The 17,842-nt window shown below is 72.4% G+C and carries 13 protein-coding genes; 3 read left to right on the forward strand and 10 right to left on the reverse strand.

The window, feature by feature from the left end:
• Positions 1 to 59: 59 nt before the first annotated feature.
• Together K353_RS08545 and K353_RS08550 are read left to right on the forward strand one after the other, a co-directional pair.
• Positions 60 to 1,277 (forward strand): acetyl-CoA C-acyltransferase, encoded by a 1,218-nt coding sequence (locus tag K353_RS08545; protein ID WP_111552967.1) that lies wholly within the window; start codon positions 60 to 62, stop codon positions 1,275 to 1,277.
• Positions 1,278 to 1,279: 2 nt separating this feature from the next.
• Positions 1,280 to 3,406 carry a 3-hydroxyacyl-CoA dehydrogenase NAD-binding domain-containing protein gene (locus tag K353_RS08550; RefSeq protein WP_111552968.1) on the forward strand — a complete coding sequence of 709 codons (2,127 nt, stop codon included), beginning with the start codon at positions 1,280 to 1,282 and terminating at the stop codon, positions 3,404 to 3,406.
• Positions 3,407 to 3,539: 133 nt separating this feature from the next.
• Here the strand turns inward: K353_RS08550 and K353_RS08555 are convergent, their stop codons facing one another.
• The 7 genes from K353_RS08555 to K353_RS08585 form a co-directional block, all read right to left on the reverse strand.
• Positions 3,540 to 4,007, reverse strand: a complete 468-nt coding sequence (locus tag K353_RS08555) for a hypothetical protein (RefSeq protein WP_111552969.1) — start codon at positions 4,005 to 4,007, stop codon at positions 3,540 to 3,542.
• Positions 4,008 to 4,011: 4 nt separating this feature from the next.
• Positions 4,012 to 5,529 carry a glycosyltransferase family 39 protein gene (locus K353_RS08560; protein ID WP_111552970.1) on the reverse strand — a complete coding sequence of 506 codons (1,518 nt, stop codon included), beginning with the start codon at positions 5,527 to 5,529 and terminating at the stop codon, positions 4,012 to 4,014.
• A 204-nt stretch (positions 5,530 to 5,733) separates the two neighbouring features.
• Positions 5,734 to 7,635 (reverse strand): 1-deoxy-D-xylulose-5-phosphate synthase, encoded by a 1,902-nt coding sequence (gene dxs / locus K353_RS08565; protein WP_199528040.1) that lies wholly within the window; start codon positions 7,633 to 7,635, stop codon positions 5,734 to 5,736.
• A 203-nt stretch (positions 7,636 to 7,838) separates the two neighbouring features.
• On the reverse strand, positions 7,839 to 9,098 hold the full coding sequence (locus K353_RS08570) for a sugar ABC transporter permease (protein ID WP_111552972.1): 1,260 nt from the start codon (positions 9,096 to 9,098) through the stop codon (positions 7,839 to 7,841).
• A complete protein-coding gene (locus K353_RS08575) occupies positions 9,095 to 9,883 on the reverse strand; it encodes an ATP-binding cassette domain-containing protein (protein ID WP_199528041.1) in 789 nt (262 codons plus the stop codon). Before K353_RS08575 ends, K353_RS08570 begins: the two co-directional genes overlap by 4 nt.
• 153 nt (positions 9,884 to 10,036) lie before the next feature.
• On the reverse strand, positions 10,037 to 11,131 hold the full coding sequence (locus K353_RS08580; protein WP_111552974.1) for a sugar ABC transporter substrate-binding protein: 1,095 nt from the start codon (positions 11,129 to 11,131) through the stop codon (positions 10,037 to 10,039).
• 192 nt (positions 11,132 to 11,323) lie between these two features.
• Positions 11,324 to 12,493: an ROK family transcriptional regulator gene (locus K353_RS08585; RefSeq protein ID WP_111552975.1), complete on the reverse strand. Its 1,170-nt coding sequence runs from the start codon at positions 12,491 to 12,493 to the stop codon at positions 11,324 to 11,326.
• 163 nt (positions 12,494 to 12,656) lie between these two features.
• On the opposite strand from K353_RS08585, the gene pepN reads away from it, so the two are divergent.
• Positions 12,657 to 15,221, forward strand: a complete 2,565-nt coding sequence (pepN, locus tag K353_RS08590) for an aminopeptidase N (RefSeq protein ID WP_111552976.1) — start codon at positions 12,657 to 12,659, stop codon at positions 15,219 to 15,221.
• Positions 15,222 to 15,308: 87 nt separating this feature from the next.
• Here the strand turns inward: pepN and K353_RS08595 are convergent, their stop codons facing one another.
• The 3 genes from K353_RS08595 to K353_RS08605 all read right to left on the reverse strand — a co-directional run bounded on the left by K353_RS08595 (position 15,309) and on the right by K353_RS08605 (position 17,817).
• Complete coding sequence (locus K353_RS08595; protein WP_111552977.1) at positions 15,309 to 16,754, reverse strand: cell wall metabolism sensor histidine kinase WalK; 1,446 nt, start codon at positions 16,752 to 16,754, stop codon at positions 15,309 to 15,311.
• Complete coding sequence (locus K353_RS08600; RefSeq protein WP_111552978.1) at positions 16,751 to 17,455, reverse strand: response regulator transcription factor; 705 nt, start codon at positions 17,453 to 17,455, stop codon at positions 16,751 to 16,753. Before K353_RS08600 ends, K353_RS08595 begins: the two co-directional genes overlap by 4 nt.
• Before the next feature lie 158 nt (positions 17,456 to 17,613).
• Positions 17,614 to 17,817 (reverse strand): hypothetical protein, encoded by a 204-nt coding sequence (locus tag K353_RS08605; protein WP_233533445.1) that lies wholly within the window; start codon positions 17,815 to 17,817, stop codon positions 17,614 to 17,616.
• Positions 17,818 to 17,842: the final 25 nt, after the last annotated feature.

Consider the following 17,842-nt stretch of genomic DNA (forward strand, 5'->3'; position numbering starts at 1 on the left):
CGCAGCAGCGCCGATCCTGGGCGCGCTCATCGTCATGTCCCCCTGGGAGGAGAGCCCCCGTGCCTCGTACCGCGAGGGACGTCGTCTTCGTCGACGGCGTCCGCACCCCGTTCGGCAAGGCCGGCCCGAAGGGCATCTACCACGAGACCCGCGCCGACGACCTGGTCGTCAAGTGCATCCGTGAACTGGTGCGCCGCAACCCGAGCCTGCCCGTCGAGCGGATCGACGAGGTCGCCGTCGCCGCGACCACCCAGATCGGTGACCAGGGCCTGACCATCGGCCGCACCGCCGCGCTCCTCTCCGGCCTGCCGAAGTCCGTGCCGGGCTACGCGATCGACCGGATGTGCGCCGGCGCGATGACGGCCGTCACCACCACCGCGGGCGGCATCGCCTTCGGCGCCTACGACGTCGTGGTGGCGGGCGGTGTCGAGCACATGGGGCGGCACCCGATGGGCGAGGGCGTGGACCCGAACCCGCGGTTCGTCTCGGAGAAGCTGGTCGACGAGTCCGCCCTGTTCATGGGCATGACGGCGGAGAACCTGCATGACCGCTTCCCGCACCTCACCAAGGAGCGCTGCGACGCGTACGCGGTGCGCTCGCAGGAGAAGGCCGCGAAGGCGTACGCCAACGGCGACATCCAGCCGGACCTGGTGCCGATCGCGATCCGCAACACCAACCCCGAGATCGGCGAGACCGGTTGGGGCCTGGCGACGACCGACGAGCCGATGCGCCCGGGCACCACGATGGAGTCGCTGGCCGGCCTGAAGACCCCGTTCCGCCCGCACGGCAACATCACCGCGGGCAACGCGGCCGGCCTGAACGACGGCGCCACCGCCTCGCTGCTGGCCGCCGAGGACGTCGCCCGCGAGCTGGGCCTGCCGGTCAAGATGCGCCTGGTGAGCTACGCCTTCGCGGGCGTCGAGCCCGAGGTGATGGGCATCGGCCCCGTCCCGGCGACCGAGAAGGCGCTGGCCAAGGCCGGCCTGACCATCGAGGACATCGGCGCGTTCGAGGTCAACGAGGCGTTCGCCGTGCAGGTGCTGGCCTTCCTGGACCACTACGGCATCGCGGACGACGACGAGCGGGTCAACCCGTACGGCGGCGCGATCGCGTTCGGCCACCCGCTGGCCTCCTCGGGCGTGCGCCTGATGACCCAGCTGGCCCGCCGCTTCGAGCAGCGTCCGGACGTCCGCTACGGCCTCACCACCATGTGCATCGGCTTCGGCATGGGCGGCACCGTCATCTGGGAGAACCCCCACTTCGAGGGTGGTAAGTGACCATGAGCACCACTGAACTGCTGCAGCGCGCCGCCGAGCTGTTCCCCGGCGAGGTCGTCACCACCGCGCACGTGCGCCACCTGGACCTGCCGCTGCAGGCCGGCAGGCTGGCCCTGATCACCCTGGACAACGGCTTCGACCACACCAAGCCGACCACCTTCGGCCCGGGCTCGCTGGCCAAGCTCTCCGCGGCGCTGGACCAGGTCGAGGCGGAGGCCGCCGCGGGCGGGGTGGTCGCGGTCGCGATCACCGGCAAGCCGTTCATCTTCGCGGTCGGCGCCGACCTCAAGGGCGTCGAGATCCTCACCGAGCACTCCGACGCGCTGGCCATCGGCAAGGGCGGCCACGACGTCTTCAAGCGGATCGCCGCGCTGCCCGTCCCGTCCTTCGCGTACTACAACGGCGCGGCGATGGGCGGCGGCGTCGAGGTCGGCCTGCACTGCGGCTACCGCACCGTCAGCGCGGGCGTCCCGGCGTTCTCGCTGCCCGAGGTCTTCCTCGGCCTGGTGCCCGGCTGGGGCGGCTGCACCCTGCTGCCGAACCTGATCGGCCCCGCCAAGGCGGTCAAGGTCATCGTCGAGAACTCGATGGCGCAGAACAAGCAGCTCAAGGGCAAGGAGGTGTTCGAGCTCGGCATCGCGGACGCGATCTTCGAGCCGGCCGACTTCCTGGAGCAGTCGCTGCTGTGGACCGCCCGGGTGCTCAAGGGCGACGTGGTCGTCGAGCGCGAGGAGTTCGACCGCGGCAAGGCGTGGGACGACGCCGTGCTGTGGGGCCGCTGGGTCGCCGACGCCAAGGTGCACGGGGCCGCCCCGGCCGCGTACAGGGCGCTGGACATCATCCAGCAGGTCAAGGACGGCGACCTGCAGGCCGGTTTCGACGCGGAGGACGCCGCGCTCGCCGACCTGATCATGAGTGGCGAGCTGCGCGCCGGGCTGTACGCCTTCAACCTGGTGCAGCGCCGCGCCAAGCGGCCGTTCGGCGCGCCGGACAAGTCGCTGGCCCGCCCGGTCACCAAGGTCGGCGTGGTCGGCGCCGGCCTGATGGCCTCCCAGCTGGCGCTGCTGTTCGCGCGCCGGCTGGAGGTGCCGGTGGTGCTCACCGACATCGACCAGGCGCGGATCGACAAGGGCGTGGGCTACGTCCACGCCGAGGTCGACAAGCTGCTGGAGAAGGGCCGGATCGGCAAGGACAAGGCCAACAAGCTCAAGGGCCTGGTCTCCGGCCACCTCGACAAGGCCGTCGCGTTCGGCGACGCGGACTTCGTGATCGAGGCCGTGTTCGAGGAGATGGGCGTCAAGCAGCAGGTGTTCGCGGAGCTGGAGGCGGTGGTCTCGCCGACCACCGTGCTGGCCACCAACACCTCCTCGCTCTCGGTCACCGAGATGGCCTCCAAGCTCCAGCACCCGGAGCGCGTGGTCGGCTTCCACTTCTTCAACCCGGTCGCGATCCTCCCGCTGCTGGAGATCGTCCGGGCCGAGCGGACCGACGACGCCTCGCTGGCCACCGCGTTCGGCGTCGCCAGGAAGCTGAAGAAGACCGCGGTGCTCACCAAGGACGCCCCGGCGTTCGTGGTCAACCGCATCCTGACCCGCTTCATGGGCGAGATCCAGAGCATCATCGACGAGGGCACCCCGTTCGAGACCGTCGAGGCCGCGGTGAAGCCGCTCGGCCTGCCGATGTCCCCGATCGCCCTGCTCGAACTGGTCGGCCCCGCGATCGCCCTGCACGTCTCCGAGACCCTGCACGGCGCGTTCCCGGACCGGTTCTCCGTCTCCGCGAACCTCGGCAAGGTGGTCGAGGCCGGCAAGCGCGGCTTCTACGTCTGGCAGGACGGCGCGCAGGTCCTCGACCCCGAGGTGCTGGCGCTGCTCTCCTTCGGCGACACCGTCCTCACCGAGGAGCAGGTGCGCGCCCGCGCGCTGGAGGCCGTCGCCCAGGAGATCGGCCTGATGCTGGACGAGGGCGTGGTCGGCGAGGCCCAGGACATCGACCTCTGCATGATCACCGGCGCCGGCTGGCCGTTCCACCTCGGCGGCATCACCCCGTACCTCGACCGCGAGGGCGTCTCCGAGCGCGTCAACGGCAAGAAGTTCCTGGCCCCGGGCCTGGCTTCGGTCCCCGCCTGACGCCGCCCCGACACCACGCCGCCGGGCGGCACCCCTCCTTCGGGACGGGGTGCCGCCCGGCGGCGTTTCCGTGCTGCCGCTCTTTCGCGCGACGAGGGGTGCGGGCGTGCTCGTGCCGGTGCGCGGCGGGGTGTCAGTCGTCCCCGGTGGGCCAGGACTCGGTGCGGCGGTGGCGGCCGAGGCCGACCGCGTCGAACTCGTCCCGGTGGCCCGCGCCGTCCGCGCCGAGGTGCCGCAGGGCCCGGGAGATCGCGGACGGGCCGTCGGGGGTCCGGTCGGTGAGCGGACCGAGGGTCAGGGCGCCGCCGGTCCAGGCCAGGGCGTACTGGTCGCCGGTGCCGCCCCAGATGTCGGCCTCGACGTAGGCCACCGGCCCGTCCGCGGACCAGGCGGCCAGGGTGCGCTGGAAGCCCCGGGGAAGCCGCTGGAACGGGCGCAGGCGCTCGGCGAGCGGGTCGGTCAGCGCGTCGTGCAGCGCGTCCGTCATCGGGATCAGCGCCAGGCCCTGGCGGAGCGGGACGACGCGGGCGTCGGGCAGGTCGGCGGCGGCGGCGCGCAGCAGGGGTTCGGCGGCGACGACCGCTTCGAGGTAGTAGCCCACCGGCCTACCTCTTCTTGAGGCGGTAGATCACCGTGTCGCCGGTGACGCCGACGACCTCGTAGTAGGTGTCGAGCAGGCTGGCGATCCGGGGGACCTTGTCGGGCTGGTAGGGGGCGGTGCCGGAGTCGTCGACGAAGACCTCGGGGAGGCCGTTGGCGGAGATCTCGTGGTCGAAGGTCTGCCAGGCGTCGGAGACGGAGTACTCCTCGCCGACCTTCTCGCCGCCCTTGCCGCCGCTGAAGTTGGTGAGGAAGCCGGCGGTGAGGTAGCGGCTGGCGGGGCGGCGGTCGGCGAGCCAGTAGAGCTCGGGGTGCATGCCCCAGACCAGGACGGTGTCCTTGGGGGTGGTCTGGGCGGCGACGGCGGTGGCGACCTCGGTGGTCTGGGTGAGGCGCTGGCCGGGCCAGAAGACGGCGAGGCCCCAGAAGACGGTGCTGGCCAGGGTGCAGTAGGCGACCACGGGGCGCCAGGGGACGGCGGAGGTGGCGACCGCGCCGACGCCGAGCAGGACCAGCGGGGGCATCAGCTGGAGGTAGTAGTGGCCGAAGAAGTGGAAGCCGACCGAGACCGCGACGGCGGAGGAGAGCAGCCAGACCCAGAGGTCGGCGGTGGAGCCGCGCTCGGGGCCGCGGGCGGGGACCGGGCGGCGCCGGCGGCGCAGCCACAGGCGGTGGGCGTAGGGCAGCAGGAAGGCGAGTCCGGCGCTCAGCAGGATCGCGGAGTTGCCCAGGGCGCGGCCGATCATCTGGGGCCAGTTGGAGCCGAGCACGGCGTAGTCGCCGGAGCCGGTGACGACCCAGAACAGGAAGCCCTTGGGCTTGGTGAGGATGGCGGCGACCAGCGCTATCGGCAGGGCGAAGCCGAAGCCGATCTTGGCGAGGGCGGGCGGCCAGGGGACGCCGCGGCGGCGGGTGTCCTGGAGCAGCATCCAGAGCACGGGGAGCATGACGGCGCCGCCGGTCTGCTTGGTGAGCGAGCAGAGCGCGACGGCGATGCCGGCGGCCAGCCAGCGGCGGCGCTCCGCGTAGCGGAAGGCGAGCACCATGGCGGGCAGCATGAAGACTTCGAAGGTGGCGGCCTGGGTGTCCTCCGGGGAGAGCCCGATGGAGACCAGCAGGTAGAGGAGCCCGGCGTAGCGGCCGGCCCGGTCGCCCCAGCGGCCGCGGGCGGTGGAGGCGAGCAGGACGGCGGTGGCGAGGTGGGCGCCGATCGCCAGCAGGCGCAGCGGCCAGAGCGAGACGGAGCCGAAGAGCGCGAAGCAGGCTTCGTACAGCCAGGGCAGCAGCGGGGGCTTGCGGTCGACGACGGTGTCGTAGAGGACGCCGCCGTCGGCGAGCATCCGGGCCTGGGTGGCGAGGTAGCCCTCGTCGGGGCTCCACACGGGGCGGAGGAAGGAGGGCAGGTGGGTGGCGGTGGCCAGGACCGCGAGCAGCGGGACCAGTCTGGTCCAGTACCCGGCCCGGACGTGCCCGTGGAGGCGGTCGGCGAGGGCGCGGGGGCGGCTCGTGGCGGTGTTGGGCACGGATGACAACCTACCGGGCGCGAACGGGCGGAGGAGTGCCAGTCCGGGAATGAGTGTGACGGTCCGACAATAGCCGCACCGCCGGGGGCCGGCGGTGCGGCTCCCGGGCGGTGCGTCCACGGAGGTTGCGGGCGGCTCCGGGCGGGCGGTCGGCTCCGGACGGAACGGGCCGCCCCGGCGGGGCGGCCGGCCCCGGACGGGCGGTCAGCTCCGGGCGAAGGAGCGGGCGTCGACCTGGGCCGCGATCTTCTCGGCGATCGCCGGGGCGGTCAGCCCGATCTCCGCCATGATCTCGGCGCGCGAGGCGTGGTCGAGGAACTGCTGCGGGATGCCGAAGTCGCGCAGCGGGACGTCCACGTCGGCGTCGCGCAGCGCCTGGGCGACCGCCGAGCCGACGCCGCCGGCCCGGCCGTTGTCCTCGACGGTGACCACCAGGCGGTGCTGGGCGGCCAGGCCGGGCAGCGCGGCGTCCACCGGCTTGACCCAGCGCGGGTCGACCACGGTGCTGGTGACGCCGCGGGCGGCGAGCAGCTCGGCGGCCTCCAGGCAGACCGGGGCCATCGCGCCGACCGAGACGATCAGCACGTCGGCCGCCTCGTCCGCGGAGCCGCCCTCGTGCCGCCGGAGCACGTCCATGCCGCCGACCCGGCCGACGGCGGGCACCGACGGGCCGACGCTGCCCTTGGAGTAGCGGACCACGGTGGGGGCGTCGGTGACCTCGACGGCCTCGCGCAGCTGGAGCCGGACCTGCTCGGCGTCGCGCGGGGCGGCCAGCCGCAGGCCGGGGACGACCTGGAGGATCGACATGTCCCACATGCCGTTGTGCGAGGCGCCGTCGGTGCCGGTGACGCCGGCCCGGTCGAGCACGAAGGTGACGCCGAGCCGGTGCAGGGCGACGTCCATCAGGACCTGGTCGAAGGCCCGGTTCAGGAAGGTCGCGTAGACCGCGACGACCGGGTGCAGGCCGTTGGTGGCCAGGCCGGCGGCGCAGACCGCGGCGTGCTGCTCGGCGATGCCGACGTCGAAGGTCCGGTCGGGGTACGCCTTGGCGAACGGGGCCAGGCCGACGGGGTGCAGCATCGCGGCGGTGATCGCCACGATGTCGCGGCGCTCGCGGCCGAGCGCGACCATCTCCTCGCCGAACACGGACGTCCAGTCCTTGCCGGCGGTCTTCACCGGCAGGCCGGTGTCGGGGTGGATCACGCCGACCGCGTGGAAGCGGTCCTCGTCGTTGTTCTCGGCGGCGTGGTAGCCGCGGCCCTTCTCGGTGATGCAGTGCACGATGACCGGGCCGCCGAAGCCGCGCGCCTTGGTGAAGGCGGACTCCAGGGCCTGGAGGTCGTGGCCGTCGATCGGGCCGATGTACTTGAGGCCGAGGTCCTCGAACATGCCCTGCGGGGCGATGAAGTCCTTGAGGCCCTTCTTGGCGCCGTGCAGGGTCTCGAACATCGCCTGGCCGACCACGGGGGTGCGCTGCAGCGCGTCCTTGCCCCAGGACAGGAAGCGCTCGTAGCCCTGGGTGGTGCGCAGCGTGGAGAGGTGGTTGGCGAGGCCGCCGATGGTCGGCGAGTAGGACCGCTCGTTGTCGTTGACGACGATGACGACCGGCAGGTCCCGGCTGTCGGCGATGTTGTTGAGCGCCTCCCAGGCCATGCCGCCGGTGAGCGCGCCGTCGCCGATCACGGCGACCACGGGGCGGTCCTTGCGGCCCTGGATCTTGTTGGCCTTGGCCAGGCCGTCGGCGTAGCCGAGGACGGTGGAGGCGTGCGAGTTCTCGATCACGTCGTGCTCGGACTCGGCCCGCGAGGGGTAGCCGGACAGGCCGCCCTTCATCTTGAGCCGGGAGAAGTCCTGGCGGCCGGTCAGCAGCTTGTGGACGTAGCTCTGGTGGCCGGTGTCGAAGAGGATGCGGTCGCGCGGGGAGTCGAAGACCCGGTGCATCGCGAGCGTCAGCTCGACCACGCCGAGGTTGGGGCCGAGGTGGCCGCCGGTCTTGGAGACCTCCTCCACCAGGAAGGCGCGGATCTCCTCGGCGAGCGCCGTCAGCTGCGCGGGCGTGAGTCGATCGAGATCGCGCGGTCCCCGAATGCGGGTCAGCAGGGCCACCCGTTCCTCCTCGTCCAAGTTCTCGCGCCCGCATGGGCCCGGAGGGCGTACGCCCCGCTCGAGTCTAATGTCCATTACCGGCGCGTAGTGCGGCGGGCGACCCGACCAGCTCTTCGGGTGGCCCCGGGCCGAACGCGCCGGACCGCGCGACCGGCCCCTGGTATGGGGCGCCGGTCGCGCGGTCCGGGTGGTGGGGCCGGGGGTCAGCCGCGGCCGTGGGACTTCTGGGTGCGGCGGGAGACCGAGTCCAGGACCACCGCGGCGAGCAGCACCGCGCCGGTGATCATGTACTGGATGGCCTGCTGGGCGTGGATCATGTCCAGACCGGTGGTGATGGACTGGATGACCAGGATGCCGAGCAGCGCCGACCAGGTCTTGCCGCGGCCGCCGAAGAGGCTGGTGCCGCCGATGACGGCGGCGGCGATGGCGCTCATCAGCACGTTGCCGCTGCCCAGCGCCTTGTCCGCGGAGCCCTGCTGGGAGGCGATGAACAGGCCGCCGAGGCCGGCCAGGCCGGCCGAGATCATGAAGACCGAGATCCGGACCCAGGCGACGTTGATGCCCGCGCGGCGGGCCGCCTCGATGCCGCCGCCGACCGCGAAGATCTGGCGACCGTAGGCGGTGCGGCGCAGCACGAAGTCGCCGAGCGCGACGATGCCGACGAAGATCACCAGCGGCAGCGGCAGGCCGCGGTCCTGGTTGAGCATGTAGGCGGCGACCAGCACCACGACGCCGATCACACCGGTGCGCAGCGCGATCTCGCTGATCGGGCGGGCCGGCAGGTTGGCGGCGCTGCGGCGGCGGGAGTCGAGCAGCTGGCCGGCGGCGAACAGCACGATGGTGACGATCGCGAACAGCCAGGCCCAGATGACGTCGCCGTCGCCCAGGAAGTAGGTGTCCAGGTTGGCGACCACGCCGTCGATCGGGTTGTTGACGGTGCCGAGGTTGCCCAGCACGAGCATCTGCAGGCCGTTCCAGGCCAGCATGCCGGCCAGGGTGACGACGAACGCGGGGACGCCGATCTTGGCGAAGAAGTAGCCGTGCAGGGCGCCGATGGCGATCGCGGCGGCGATCGCCAGCACGATGGCGAGCCACTCGTCGAGGCCCTGGCGCACCGAGAGCACCGAGGTGATGGCGGCGGTGGCGCCGGCCACCGAGCCGAGCGAGAGGTCGATCTCGCCGAGCAGCAGCACGAACACCACGCCGACCGCGATCAGGCCGGGGCCCGCGATCCACTTGGTGATGTTGGTGAGGTTGTCGGCGTTGAGGAAGGTGCCGGTCTTGACCTGGAAGATCGCGGCGATCACGATCAGGCCGATGACCACCGGCAGCGAGCCGAGCTCGCCGCTGCGGATCTTGCGGACGAACTCGTCGAAGTAGCCGGCCAGTCCCTCCTTGCGGACCAGCAGGCGCGGGTCCACCGCGGGGGAGACGGGGGGCGTGGTGGGGGTCTCGGTGCTCACTTGGATTCCTCCGCGATTCGGGCCTGACGACGTGTCACCGCGTTGTCGGTGGCGCCGGTGATGGCGGAGATGATCTCCTCGTGCGAGGTGGTGGCCACCTCGAAGCTGCCGTTGTTGCGGCCCAGGCGGAGCACCGCGACGGTGTCCGCGACGGCCTTCACGTCGGCCATGTTGTGGCTGATCAGGATCACGCCGAGGCCGCGCTGGCGGAGCCGCTCGACCAGGTCCAGGACCTGGGCGGTCTGCTCGACGCCGAGGGCCGCGGTGGGCTCGTCCAGGATGACGATCTTGGGGTCGCCGACCAGGGCGCGGGCGATCGCGACCACCTGGCGCTGACCGCCGGAGAGCGAGGCGATCGGGATGCGGACGCTGGGGATGCGGATCGACAGGGTGTCGAGGAGCTCGCGCGCGCGCTTCTCCATCGCGACCTCGTCCAGGGTGCCGAAGCGCTTGATCTCGCGGCCGAGGAAGAGGTTGCCGACCACGTCGAGGTTGTCGCAGAGCGCGAGGTCCTGGTAGACGGTGGCGACGCCGAGCTGCTGGGCGTCCTGCGGGCGGTTGATGGCGACCGCCTTGCCCTCCCACTCGATGACGCCCTCGTCGATCGGGTGGACGCCCGCGATGGTCTTGACCAGGGTGGACTTACCGGCACCGTTGTCGCCGACCAGGGCGACGACCTCGCCCGCGTGGACCTCCAGATGCACGTCGGTGAGTGCCTGGACGGCACCGAAGCGCTTGGAGACCCCGCGCAACGCCAGTACGGGTGCGCCTGTCACGTGAACCAACTCCTTGAGTCCCGTGCCGGACCTGACGTTTCCGGCACGGCCGTCCCGCGTGCCGGGCCGGGCAGGCGGGGTAGTGCTGTGCTGTGGTGCTGAGGGGTGGAGCGACGCGGGCGGGGGCTCCCGGATGGTCAGGGAGCCCCCGCCCGGCGGGTGTTACTGCAGGCCGGCCGCGGTGCAGGCGGCGGCGAAGTCGGCGGTGCAGATGTCCGCGACCTTGTACAGACCGTCGGCGATCACGGTGTCCTTGATGTTCGCCTTGGTGACGACCTTGGCGTCCAGCAGCTTGGCCGGGATGCCCTTGTCGGTGTCGCTGTCGATGGTCGAGCTGGCGACGGACTTGATGTCCTTGCCCTGGAGCAGGTCGACGGCGAGCTCGGCGGCCGAGTCGGCCAGCGGCTTGTACGCCTTGTAGATGGTGTAGGACTGGGTGCCCGCGACGATCCGCTGGATCGCGTCGAGGCCCGCGTCCTGGCCGCCGACCGGGACGTTGATGCCCTGGGACTGCAGCTGGGTGATGATCGCGGCGGCCATGCCGTCGTTGGCGGAGTAGACGGCCTGGAAGCCGTCCTTGCCGAGCTGGGTGATGGCAGCGCCGACCTTCTGGCCCGCGACGGTGGGCTTCCACTCACCGCTCTGCTCGTAGACGACCTTCTTGACCTTGCCGTCGAGCACCTTGTGGGCGCCGGACTTGAACTTGCCGGCGTTCGGGTCGGCGTCGTCACCGTTGATCATCACGATGTTGGCGTCGGCGGCCTTGTCGCCCAGCGCGTCGACCAGGGCCTGGCCCTGGAGCTCGCCGACCTTCTCGTTGTCGAAGGAGGCGTAGGCGGAGACCGGGCCGGTGGCCAGGCGGTCGTACGCGATGACCTTGACGCCCTTGCCGGCCGCCTCGGTGACCCACGCCTGGGTGGACTTGGCGTCGAACGCGTCCAGGATGATGACCTTGACGCCCTGGGCGATCAGGGTGTCGAACTGCTGCTTCTGCTTGGCCGCGGAGCCCTCGGCGTTGTTGTACTCGACCTTGCAGTCGGCGCAGAGTTCCTTGACCTTGGCCTCGATGAACGGCTTGTCGAAGGACTCGTACCGGGTGGAGGACGCGTTCTCCGGGAGCAGCAGGCCGATCGACTTGTTGTTGCCCGAGGCGGCGCTGTCCTTCTTGTCGTCACCGGCCTTGCCACAGGCGGCCATGGTCAGAGCCATCGAGACAGCGACAGTGCCGACGGCGACGCGACGCATCATTGCGTTCATGGTGGGGGGAGCCTCCCTGACAGAGCCGCGAATGTTGCGGCGAGGTGGGCAGGAGTCAACCCCGTGACGAAGCTTATCGTCAATAAGTAAAGCCGCAAGGCCCCGGATCCAAACCTTTTCGTTATCTTCCTGAAGGCTCACCCGATACCGAGCGAGCCCCCGGACCCCCCTGCGGCCGACGGCCGGTCCCGGTCAGAGCACCCCGCTCTCGCCCATCTCGCTCATCACCAGGGCGAGCGCGCCGAGCACCTCGGCCCGGCCGCCGAGCGTCCCCGGGACCACCGACAGCTGCCGGGCGGCACTGGGGATCGCGTACCGTGCCACCGAGTCCCGGATCGGGGAAAGCACCAGTTCACCGGCCTCGGCGAGATCGCCGCCGAGGATCACCCGGCGCGGATTGAGCAGGTTGCACAGGGTCGCCACGCCCATCCCGATCTGCCGGCCGGCGTCGGCGATCACCCGGCGGCAGCCCAGGTCGCCCTGCTGGGCCAGCTGCACCACCTTGCCCAGGGTCAGCTCGCCGGGGTGGTTGGCGTTCAAGAGGTTGAGCAGGTAGCGGGAGCCCACGAAGGTCTCCAGGCAGCCCCGGTTGCCGCAGCGGCACACCGGCCCCGCCTCGTCCAGCGTGATGTGCCCGATCTCGCCCGCGGTGCCCCCCGGACCGCGGTAGATCTGGCTGTTGATCACCAGGCCGGAGCCCACGCCGCTGGCCACCTTGATGTACGCCAGGTCGCCCAGGCCCCGCCCGGCGCCCCACACCAGCTCGCCCAGCGCGCCCAGGTTGGCGTCGTTGTCCACGTGCACCGGCATGCCCAGGCGTCCGGACAGCTCCTGGCCCGGCATCACGCCCGTCCAGCCCGGCAGGATCGCGGTCGAGCCGAGCGCCCCGGTCTCCACGTCGATTGGGCCCGGCACGCCCAGGCCCACCCCGATCACCTTGTCCGCCGGGAAGCCGGCCTGGCTCAGCAGCCGCTCCACCATCCGCTCGGCGCGGTCGAAGCCCTGCTGCGCGGAGACGTCCACGTCCAGCGGCTCGCTCTCCTCGGCGAGCACCCGGTGCGCCAGGTTGCCGACCGCCACCCGCAGGTGGGTGTGCCCGAAGTCCACGCCCACCACGATCCCCGCGTCCCCGCTCAGCGAAACGCTGCGCGCCCGCCGCCCGCCGGAGGAGGTGTCGGCCACCACCACGGTGCCGGACTCCTTCAGCTCGCGGACGATGTTGGACACCGTCGCGGCCGACAGCCCCGTGCCCCGGGCGATCTCCGCCTGGGTCAGCGATCCGGCCATCCGCACAGCCCGCAGCACCCGTTCGAGATTGGCCCGGTGCAGCGAGGACTGCGATCCCGGTGTGTCCGTCGACATGTTCCACCCTCCAGGGCGCACTTGCTGTTCCTGAGAAGTTCAGCTTCAACTTCTGAACTCTATGCTCCGGTACTGCTCGGAGGGGGAGTCAAGCACGAACACGGATCGTTACGCGCATGGGAGGATTCCCGGTAACCCGAGCCCTGACGAAGGAGTCCTGCGAGTGCCTGGCACCAACTTGACCCGTGAGGAGGCCCGCACCCGGGCCGCACTCCTGGCCGTGGACGCGTACGAGATCGAGCTCGACCTGAGCTCCGCGCGCGAGGGCGGCACCTTCCGGTCCACCACCGTGGTCCGGTTCAAGGCCGCCGAACCCGGCGCCTCCACCTTCATCGACCTGGTCGCCCCCGCCGTGACGGAGATCGTCCTCAACGGCCGCGCCCTGCCGCTGGAGAGCTTCGCCGACAGCCGCATCGCGCTGCCCGGCCTGGCCGCCGAGAACGAGCTGCGGGTGGTCGCCGACTGCGCCTACACCAACACCGGTGAGGGCCTGCACCGCTTCGTCGACCCCGCCGACGGCGAGACCTACCTCTACACCCAGTTCGAGGTCCCGGACGCCCGCCGCGTCTTCGCCAGCTTCGAGCAGCCCGACCTGAAGGCCACCTTCGCCTTCACCGTCACCGCCCCGGCCGGCTGGGTCGTGGTCTCCAACTCCCCCACCCCCGAGCCCGCCGGCGACGGCGACACCCGGGTGTGGACCTTCGAGCCCACCCCCCGGATGTCCACCTACATCACCGCGCTGATCGCCGGCCCCTACGTCGGCGTCTTCGACAGCTACGACAACGGCGCCCAGCACGTGCCGTTCGGCGTGTACTGCCGCCCGTCGCTGCGCGAGCACCTGGACGCCGACGCGATCTTCGCCGTCACCCGGCAGGGCTTCGACTACTTCCAGGAGAAGTTCGACTTCCCCTACCCGTTCGCCAAGTACGACCAGCTGTTCGTCCCGGAGTTCAACGCCGGCGCGATGGAGAACGCGGGCGCCGTCACCTTCCGCGACCAGTACGTCTTCCGCTCCAAGGTCACCGACGCCTCCTACGAGGCCCGCGCCGCGACCATCCTGCACGAGCTCGCCCACATGTGGTTCGGCGACCTCGTCACCATGGAGTGGTGGAACGACCTGTGGCTGAACGAGTCCTTCGCCACCTTCGCCGAGGTCGTCTGCCAGGCCGAGGCCCCCGGCTCGAAGTGGCCGCACTCCTGGACCACCTTCGCCAACCAGATGAAGACCTGGGCCTACCGGCAGGACCAACTGCCCTCCACCCACCCGATCATGGCGGAGATCAACGACCTGGAGGACGTCCAGGTCAACTTCGACGGCATCACCTACGCCAAGGGCGCCTCGGTGCTCAAGCAGCTGGTCGCCTACGTCGGCCAGGACGCCTTCTTCCAGGGCGTGCGCGCCTACTTCAAGCGCCACGCCTGGGGCAACACCCGGCTCGCCGACCTGCTCGGCGCCCTGGAGGAGGCCAGCGGCCGCGACCTGCGGACCTGGTCCAAGGCCTGGCTGGAAACCGCCGGCATCAATGTGCTGCGCCCCGAGCTGACCGTCGGCGCGGACGGCACCGTCGAGTCCTTCGCCGTCCTCCAGGAGGCCCCCGCCCTCCCCGCCGGCGCCCGCGGCGAGGCCGTGCTGCGCCCGCACCGGATCGCCGTCGGCCTGTACGAGCTCGCCGACGGCAAGCTGGTGCGCACCGACCGGATCGAGCTCGACGTCGACGGCGAGCGCACCGAGGTCCCGCAGCTGGCGGGCCGGGCCCGGCCCGCCGTGCTGCTGCTCAACGACGACGACCTCTCCTACGCGAAGGTCCGGCTCGACGCCGACTCGCTGGCCGTCGTCACCGAGCACCTCGGCGACTTCGCCGACTCGCTGCCGCGCGCGCTGTGCTGGGCCTCCGCCTGGGACATGACCCGCGACGGCGAACTCGCCACCCGCGACTACCTCTCGCTGGCCCTCTCCGGCCTGCCCCGCGAGAGCGACATCGGCGTGGTGCAGTCCGTCCAGCGCCAGGTCAAGCTCGCCCTGGAGCTGTACGCCGACCCCGCCTGGCGCGAGAGCGGCCTGGAGCGCTGGGCCGCCGCCGCGGAGAGCGCCCTGCGCGCGGCCCCCGCCGGCAGCGACCACCAGCTCGCCTGGGCCCGCGCGCTGGCCGGCGCCGCCCGCACCGACGGGCAGCTGGCGCTGCTGGCCGGGCTGCTGGACGGCTCGGTCGAGATCGAGGGCCTGGCCGTCGACACCGAGCTGCGCTGGAGCCTGCTGGTGCGGCTGGTCGCCACCGGGCGCGCGGACGAGGCGGCGATCGACGCCGAACTCGCCCGCGACAACACCTCCTCCGGGCAGGAGCACGCCGCGACCTGCCGGGCGGCCCGGCCCACCGCCGAGGCCAAGGCCGAGGCGTGGACGTCGGTGGTCGACTCCGACACCCTGACCAACTACGTCCAGGAGGCCGTCATCGCCGGCTTCCAGCAGGCCGACCAGCGCGAGCTGCTGGCCGCCTACGCCGAGAAGTACTTCGCCTCGGTCAAGCAGGTCTGGGAGACCCGCAGCCACGAGATCTCGCAGCAGATCATCGGCGGGCTCTACCCCTCCTACGCGGTCTCGCAGGCCACCCTCGACGCCACCGACGCCTGGCTCGCCGCCGCGGACCCGTCCCCGGCCCTGCGCCGCCAGGTCGTCGAGGCCCGGGCGGGCGTGGAGCGGGCGCTGAAGGCGCAGGCCGCCGACCGCTGACCGCTGACCGCTGACCGCCGACGCGGGGTCCGCACGGACGGGACGGCCGGGGGCCGGGGGCGTTCAGTGCTCCCGGCCCCCGGCCGTTCAGTGCTCCCCGAGCGTCACGGTGACGGTGGTCCGGCCCGGGGTGCTGGCTAGGGTGACGGTGCCGTGGTGGGCCTGGACGACGGCCCGGACGATGGCGAGCCCGAGGCCGGTGGAGCCGGTGCGGCGGGAGCGGGCGCGGTCGCCGCGGGTGAAGCGGTCGAAGACGTGCGGGGCGAGGTCGGCGGGGATGCCGGGGCCGTCGTCGGTGACGGTGAGGCGGCCGGCCGGGTCGAGGCGCAGGGTGACGGTGGTGCCGTCGGGGGTGTGGGTGCGGGCGTTGGCCAGCAGGTTGGTGACGACCTGGGCGAGGCGGTGCGGGTCGCCGGGGACGGTGACGGGTTCGGCGGGGAGTTCGAGCAGCCAGCGGTGGCCGGGGGCGGCGGCCCGGGCGTCGGCGGTGCAGTCGAGGGCGATCCGGGTGAGGTCGGTGTCCCGGACGGCCAGTGGGCGGCCGGCGTCCAGGCGGGCGAGCAGCAGGAGGTCCTCGACGATGGTGCCCATCCGGCGGGATTCGGCGCTGATCCGCTCCAGGGAGTGCCGGACGGGTTCGGGGACGGGGCCGGGGTGCCGGAGGGCGAGTTCGGCGTGGCCGCGGACGGTGGCGACGGGGTTGCGCAGCTCGTGGCTGGCGTCGGCGGCGAAGGCGCGCAGGCGCTCCTCGACGTTCTGGCGGCGGGTCAGCGCGTCGGCGACGTGGCCGAGCATCCGGTTGAGCGCGGTGCCGACCCGGCCGACCTCGGTGCGGGGGTCGTCGTCGGGGACGCGTTCGCCGAGGTCGACGGCGCCGTTGGCGAGCGGGAGGGCGGAGACCCGTTCGGCGGTGGCGACGACCCGGTCGAGGGGGCGCAGGGCGAGCCGGACGGCGAGGGTGCCGCCGGTGGCGGCGGCGGTCAGCGCGGCGGTGAAGACGACCAGTTCGATCAGCAGCAGGCGCTGCACCGTCTCGTCGACGGGGTGCAGCGGCAGGCCGGTGACCAGGGTGTCGCGGTCGTCGCCGGGGACGGCCGCCACCCGGTAGCGGCCGAGCGCGGAGAGGGTGAGGTCGCGGGGGCGGCCGTCGGCGGGCAGGTCGCGCAGGTCGGCCAGGTCGGCGGCGTCGAGCGGGACGGCGGCGTCGGCGCGGTCCGCGGCGAACGGGACGGGGTCGTCGCCGCCGGGCGGGACGCCGCCGACCACCGCGGCGCGGGTGACGCCGCCGTCGACCAGCCGGGCGCCGAAGGTGCCGGGCGACTGGGCGCAGATGTCGTGGCCGGGGTCGTCGAGGCTGGCGGCGTACCGGCCGCCGGCCGCGGAGAGCTGCCGGTCGAGGCGGTCGACCAGGAAGTGCCGGATCGCCTCGCAGGTGACGACGCCGATGCCCGCGCAGATCAGGGCGAGCAGCGCGATCAGGGCGGCCACCAGGCGGGCCCGCAGGGTGCGCGGGCGCGGGGCGGGGCGCCTCATCCGGTGGCCGCGCGCAGCACGTACCCGGCACCGCGGACGGTGTGGATCATCGGCGGGCGGCCGGCGTCGATCTTGCGGCGCAGGTAGCTGATGTACAGCTCGACCACGTGGGCCTGGCCGCCGAAGTCGTAGGCCCAGACGGCGTCCAGGAGGCGGGCCTTGCTGAGCACCTGGCGGGGGTGCTCCATCAGGTGGCGCAGCAGGGCGAACTCGGTGGGGCTGAGGTCGACGGGTTCGCCGCCGCGGCTGACCTCCCGGGTGGCGGGGTCGAGCCGCAGGTCGCCGACGGCGAGGGTGCCGGGGGCGGCCGGGCCCGGGGGCGCGGTGCGGCGGAGCAGGCCGCGCAGGCGGACCACGACCTCCTCCAGGCTGAACGGTTTGGTGACGTAGTCGTCGCCGCCCGCGCTGATCCCGGCGATCCGGTCCTCGACGGCGTCGCGGGCGGTGAGGAACAGGACGCGCACCTCGGGGTCGGCGGTGTGGACCCGGCGCAGCACTTCGAGCCCGTCGAAGTCGGGGAGCGTCACGTCGAGCACGATGGCGTGCGGGTGCCAGTCGTGGGCGGCGGCGACGGCGTCCAGGCCGCCGGTGACGCCGCGGGCCTGCCAGCCCTCGTAGCGCAGGGCGCCGCAGAGGACCTCGACCAGGTCGGGCTCGTCGTCGACCACCAGGACCCGCCAGGGGGTGTCCGCGTACTGCATGCGGTCATTCTGCCGTCCGGGGCCGCCTGCGGTGGGATGGATCCGACCACGTACCGGCCCGCTGCCGCCGCCCCCGCGCGGACGTGCGACGGCGACCGCCGGATCGCCGAGGCTGGTCGGGGATCCGGCGGTCGCCGCCGTCCGGGTGCGGGCCCGGGTTACTTCCGCTTGCTGCCCGGGATCAGGCAGAGGCCCGCGATCACCGCGAAGGCGACGATCGGGAGGGCGACGAACAGGCCCAGGGTCTGACCCACGCTCAGGCCGCCGCCCGGGTTGTCGCCGTCGTCCCGCACGTAGGCCATGGCGGGCGACGACATCAGCATCATCAGCGTGGCCGCCGCGGTGACCGCACCGGCGCGCATTGCGTTCCTCTTGTCCACGTTTCCC

Origin of the sequence: Kitasatospora sp. SolWspMP-SS2h (genome assembly GCF_003259315.1) — a bacterium.
Lineage (GTDB): Bacteria > Actinomycetota > Actinomycetes > Streptomycetales > Streptomycetaceae > Kitasatospora > Kitasatospora fiedleri.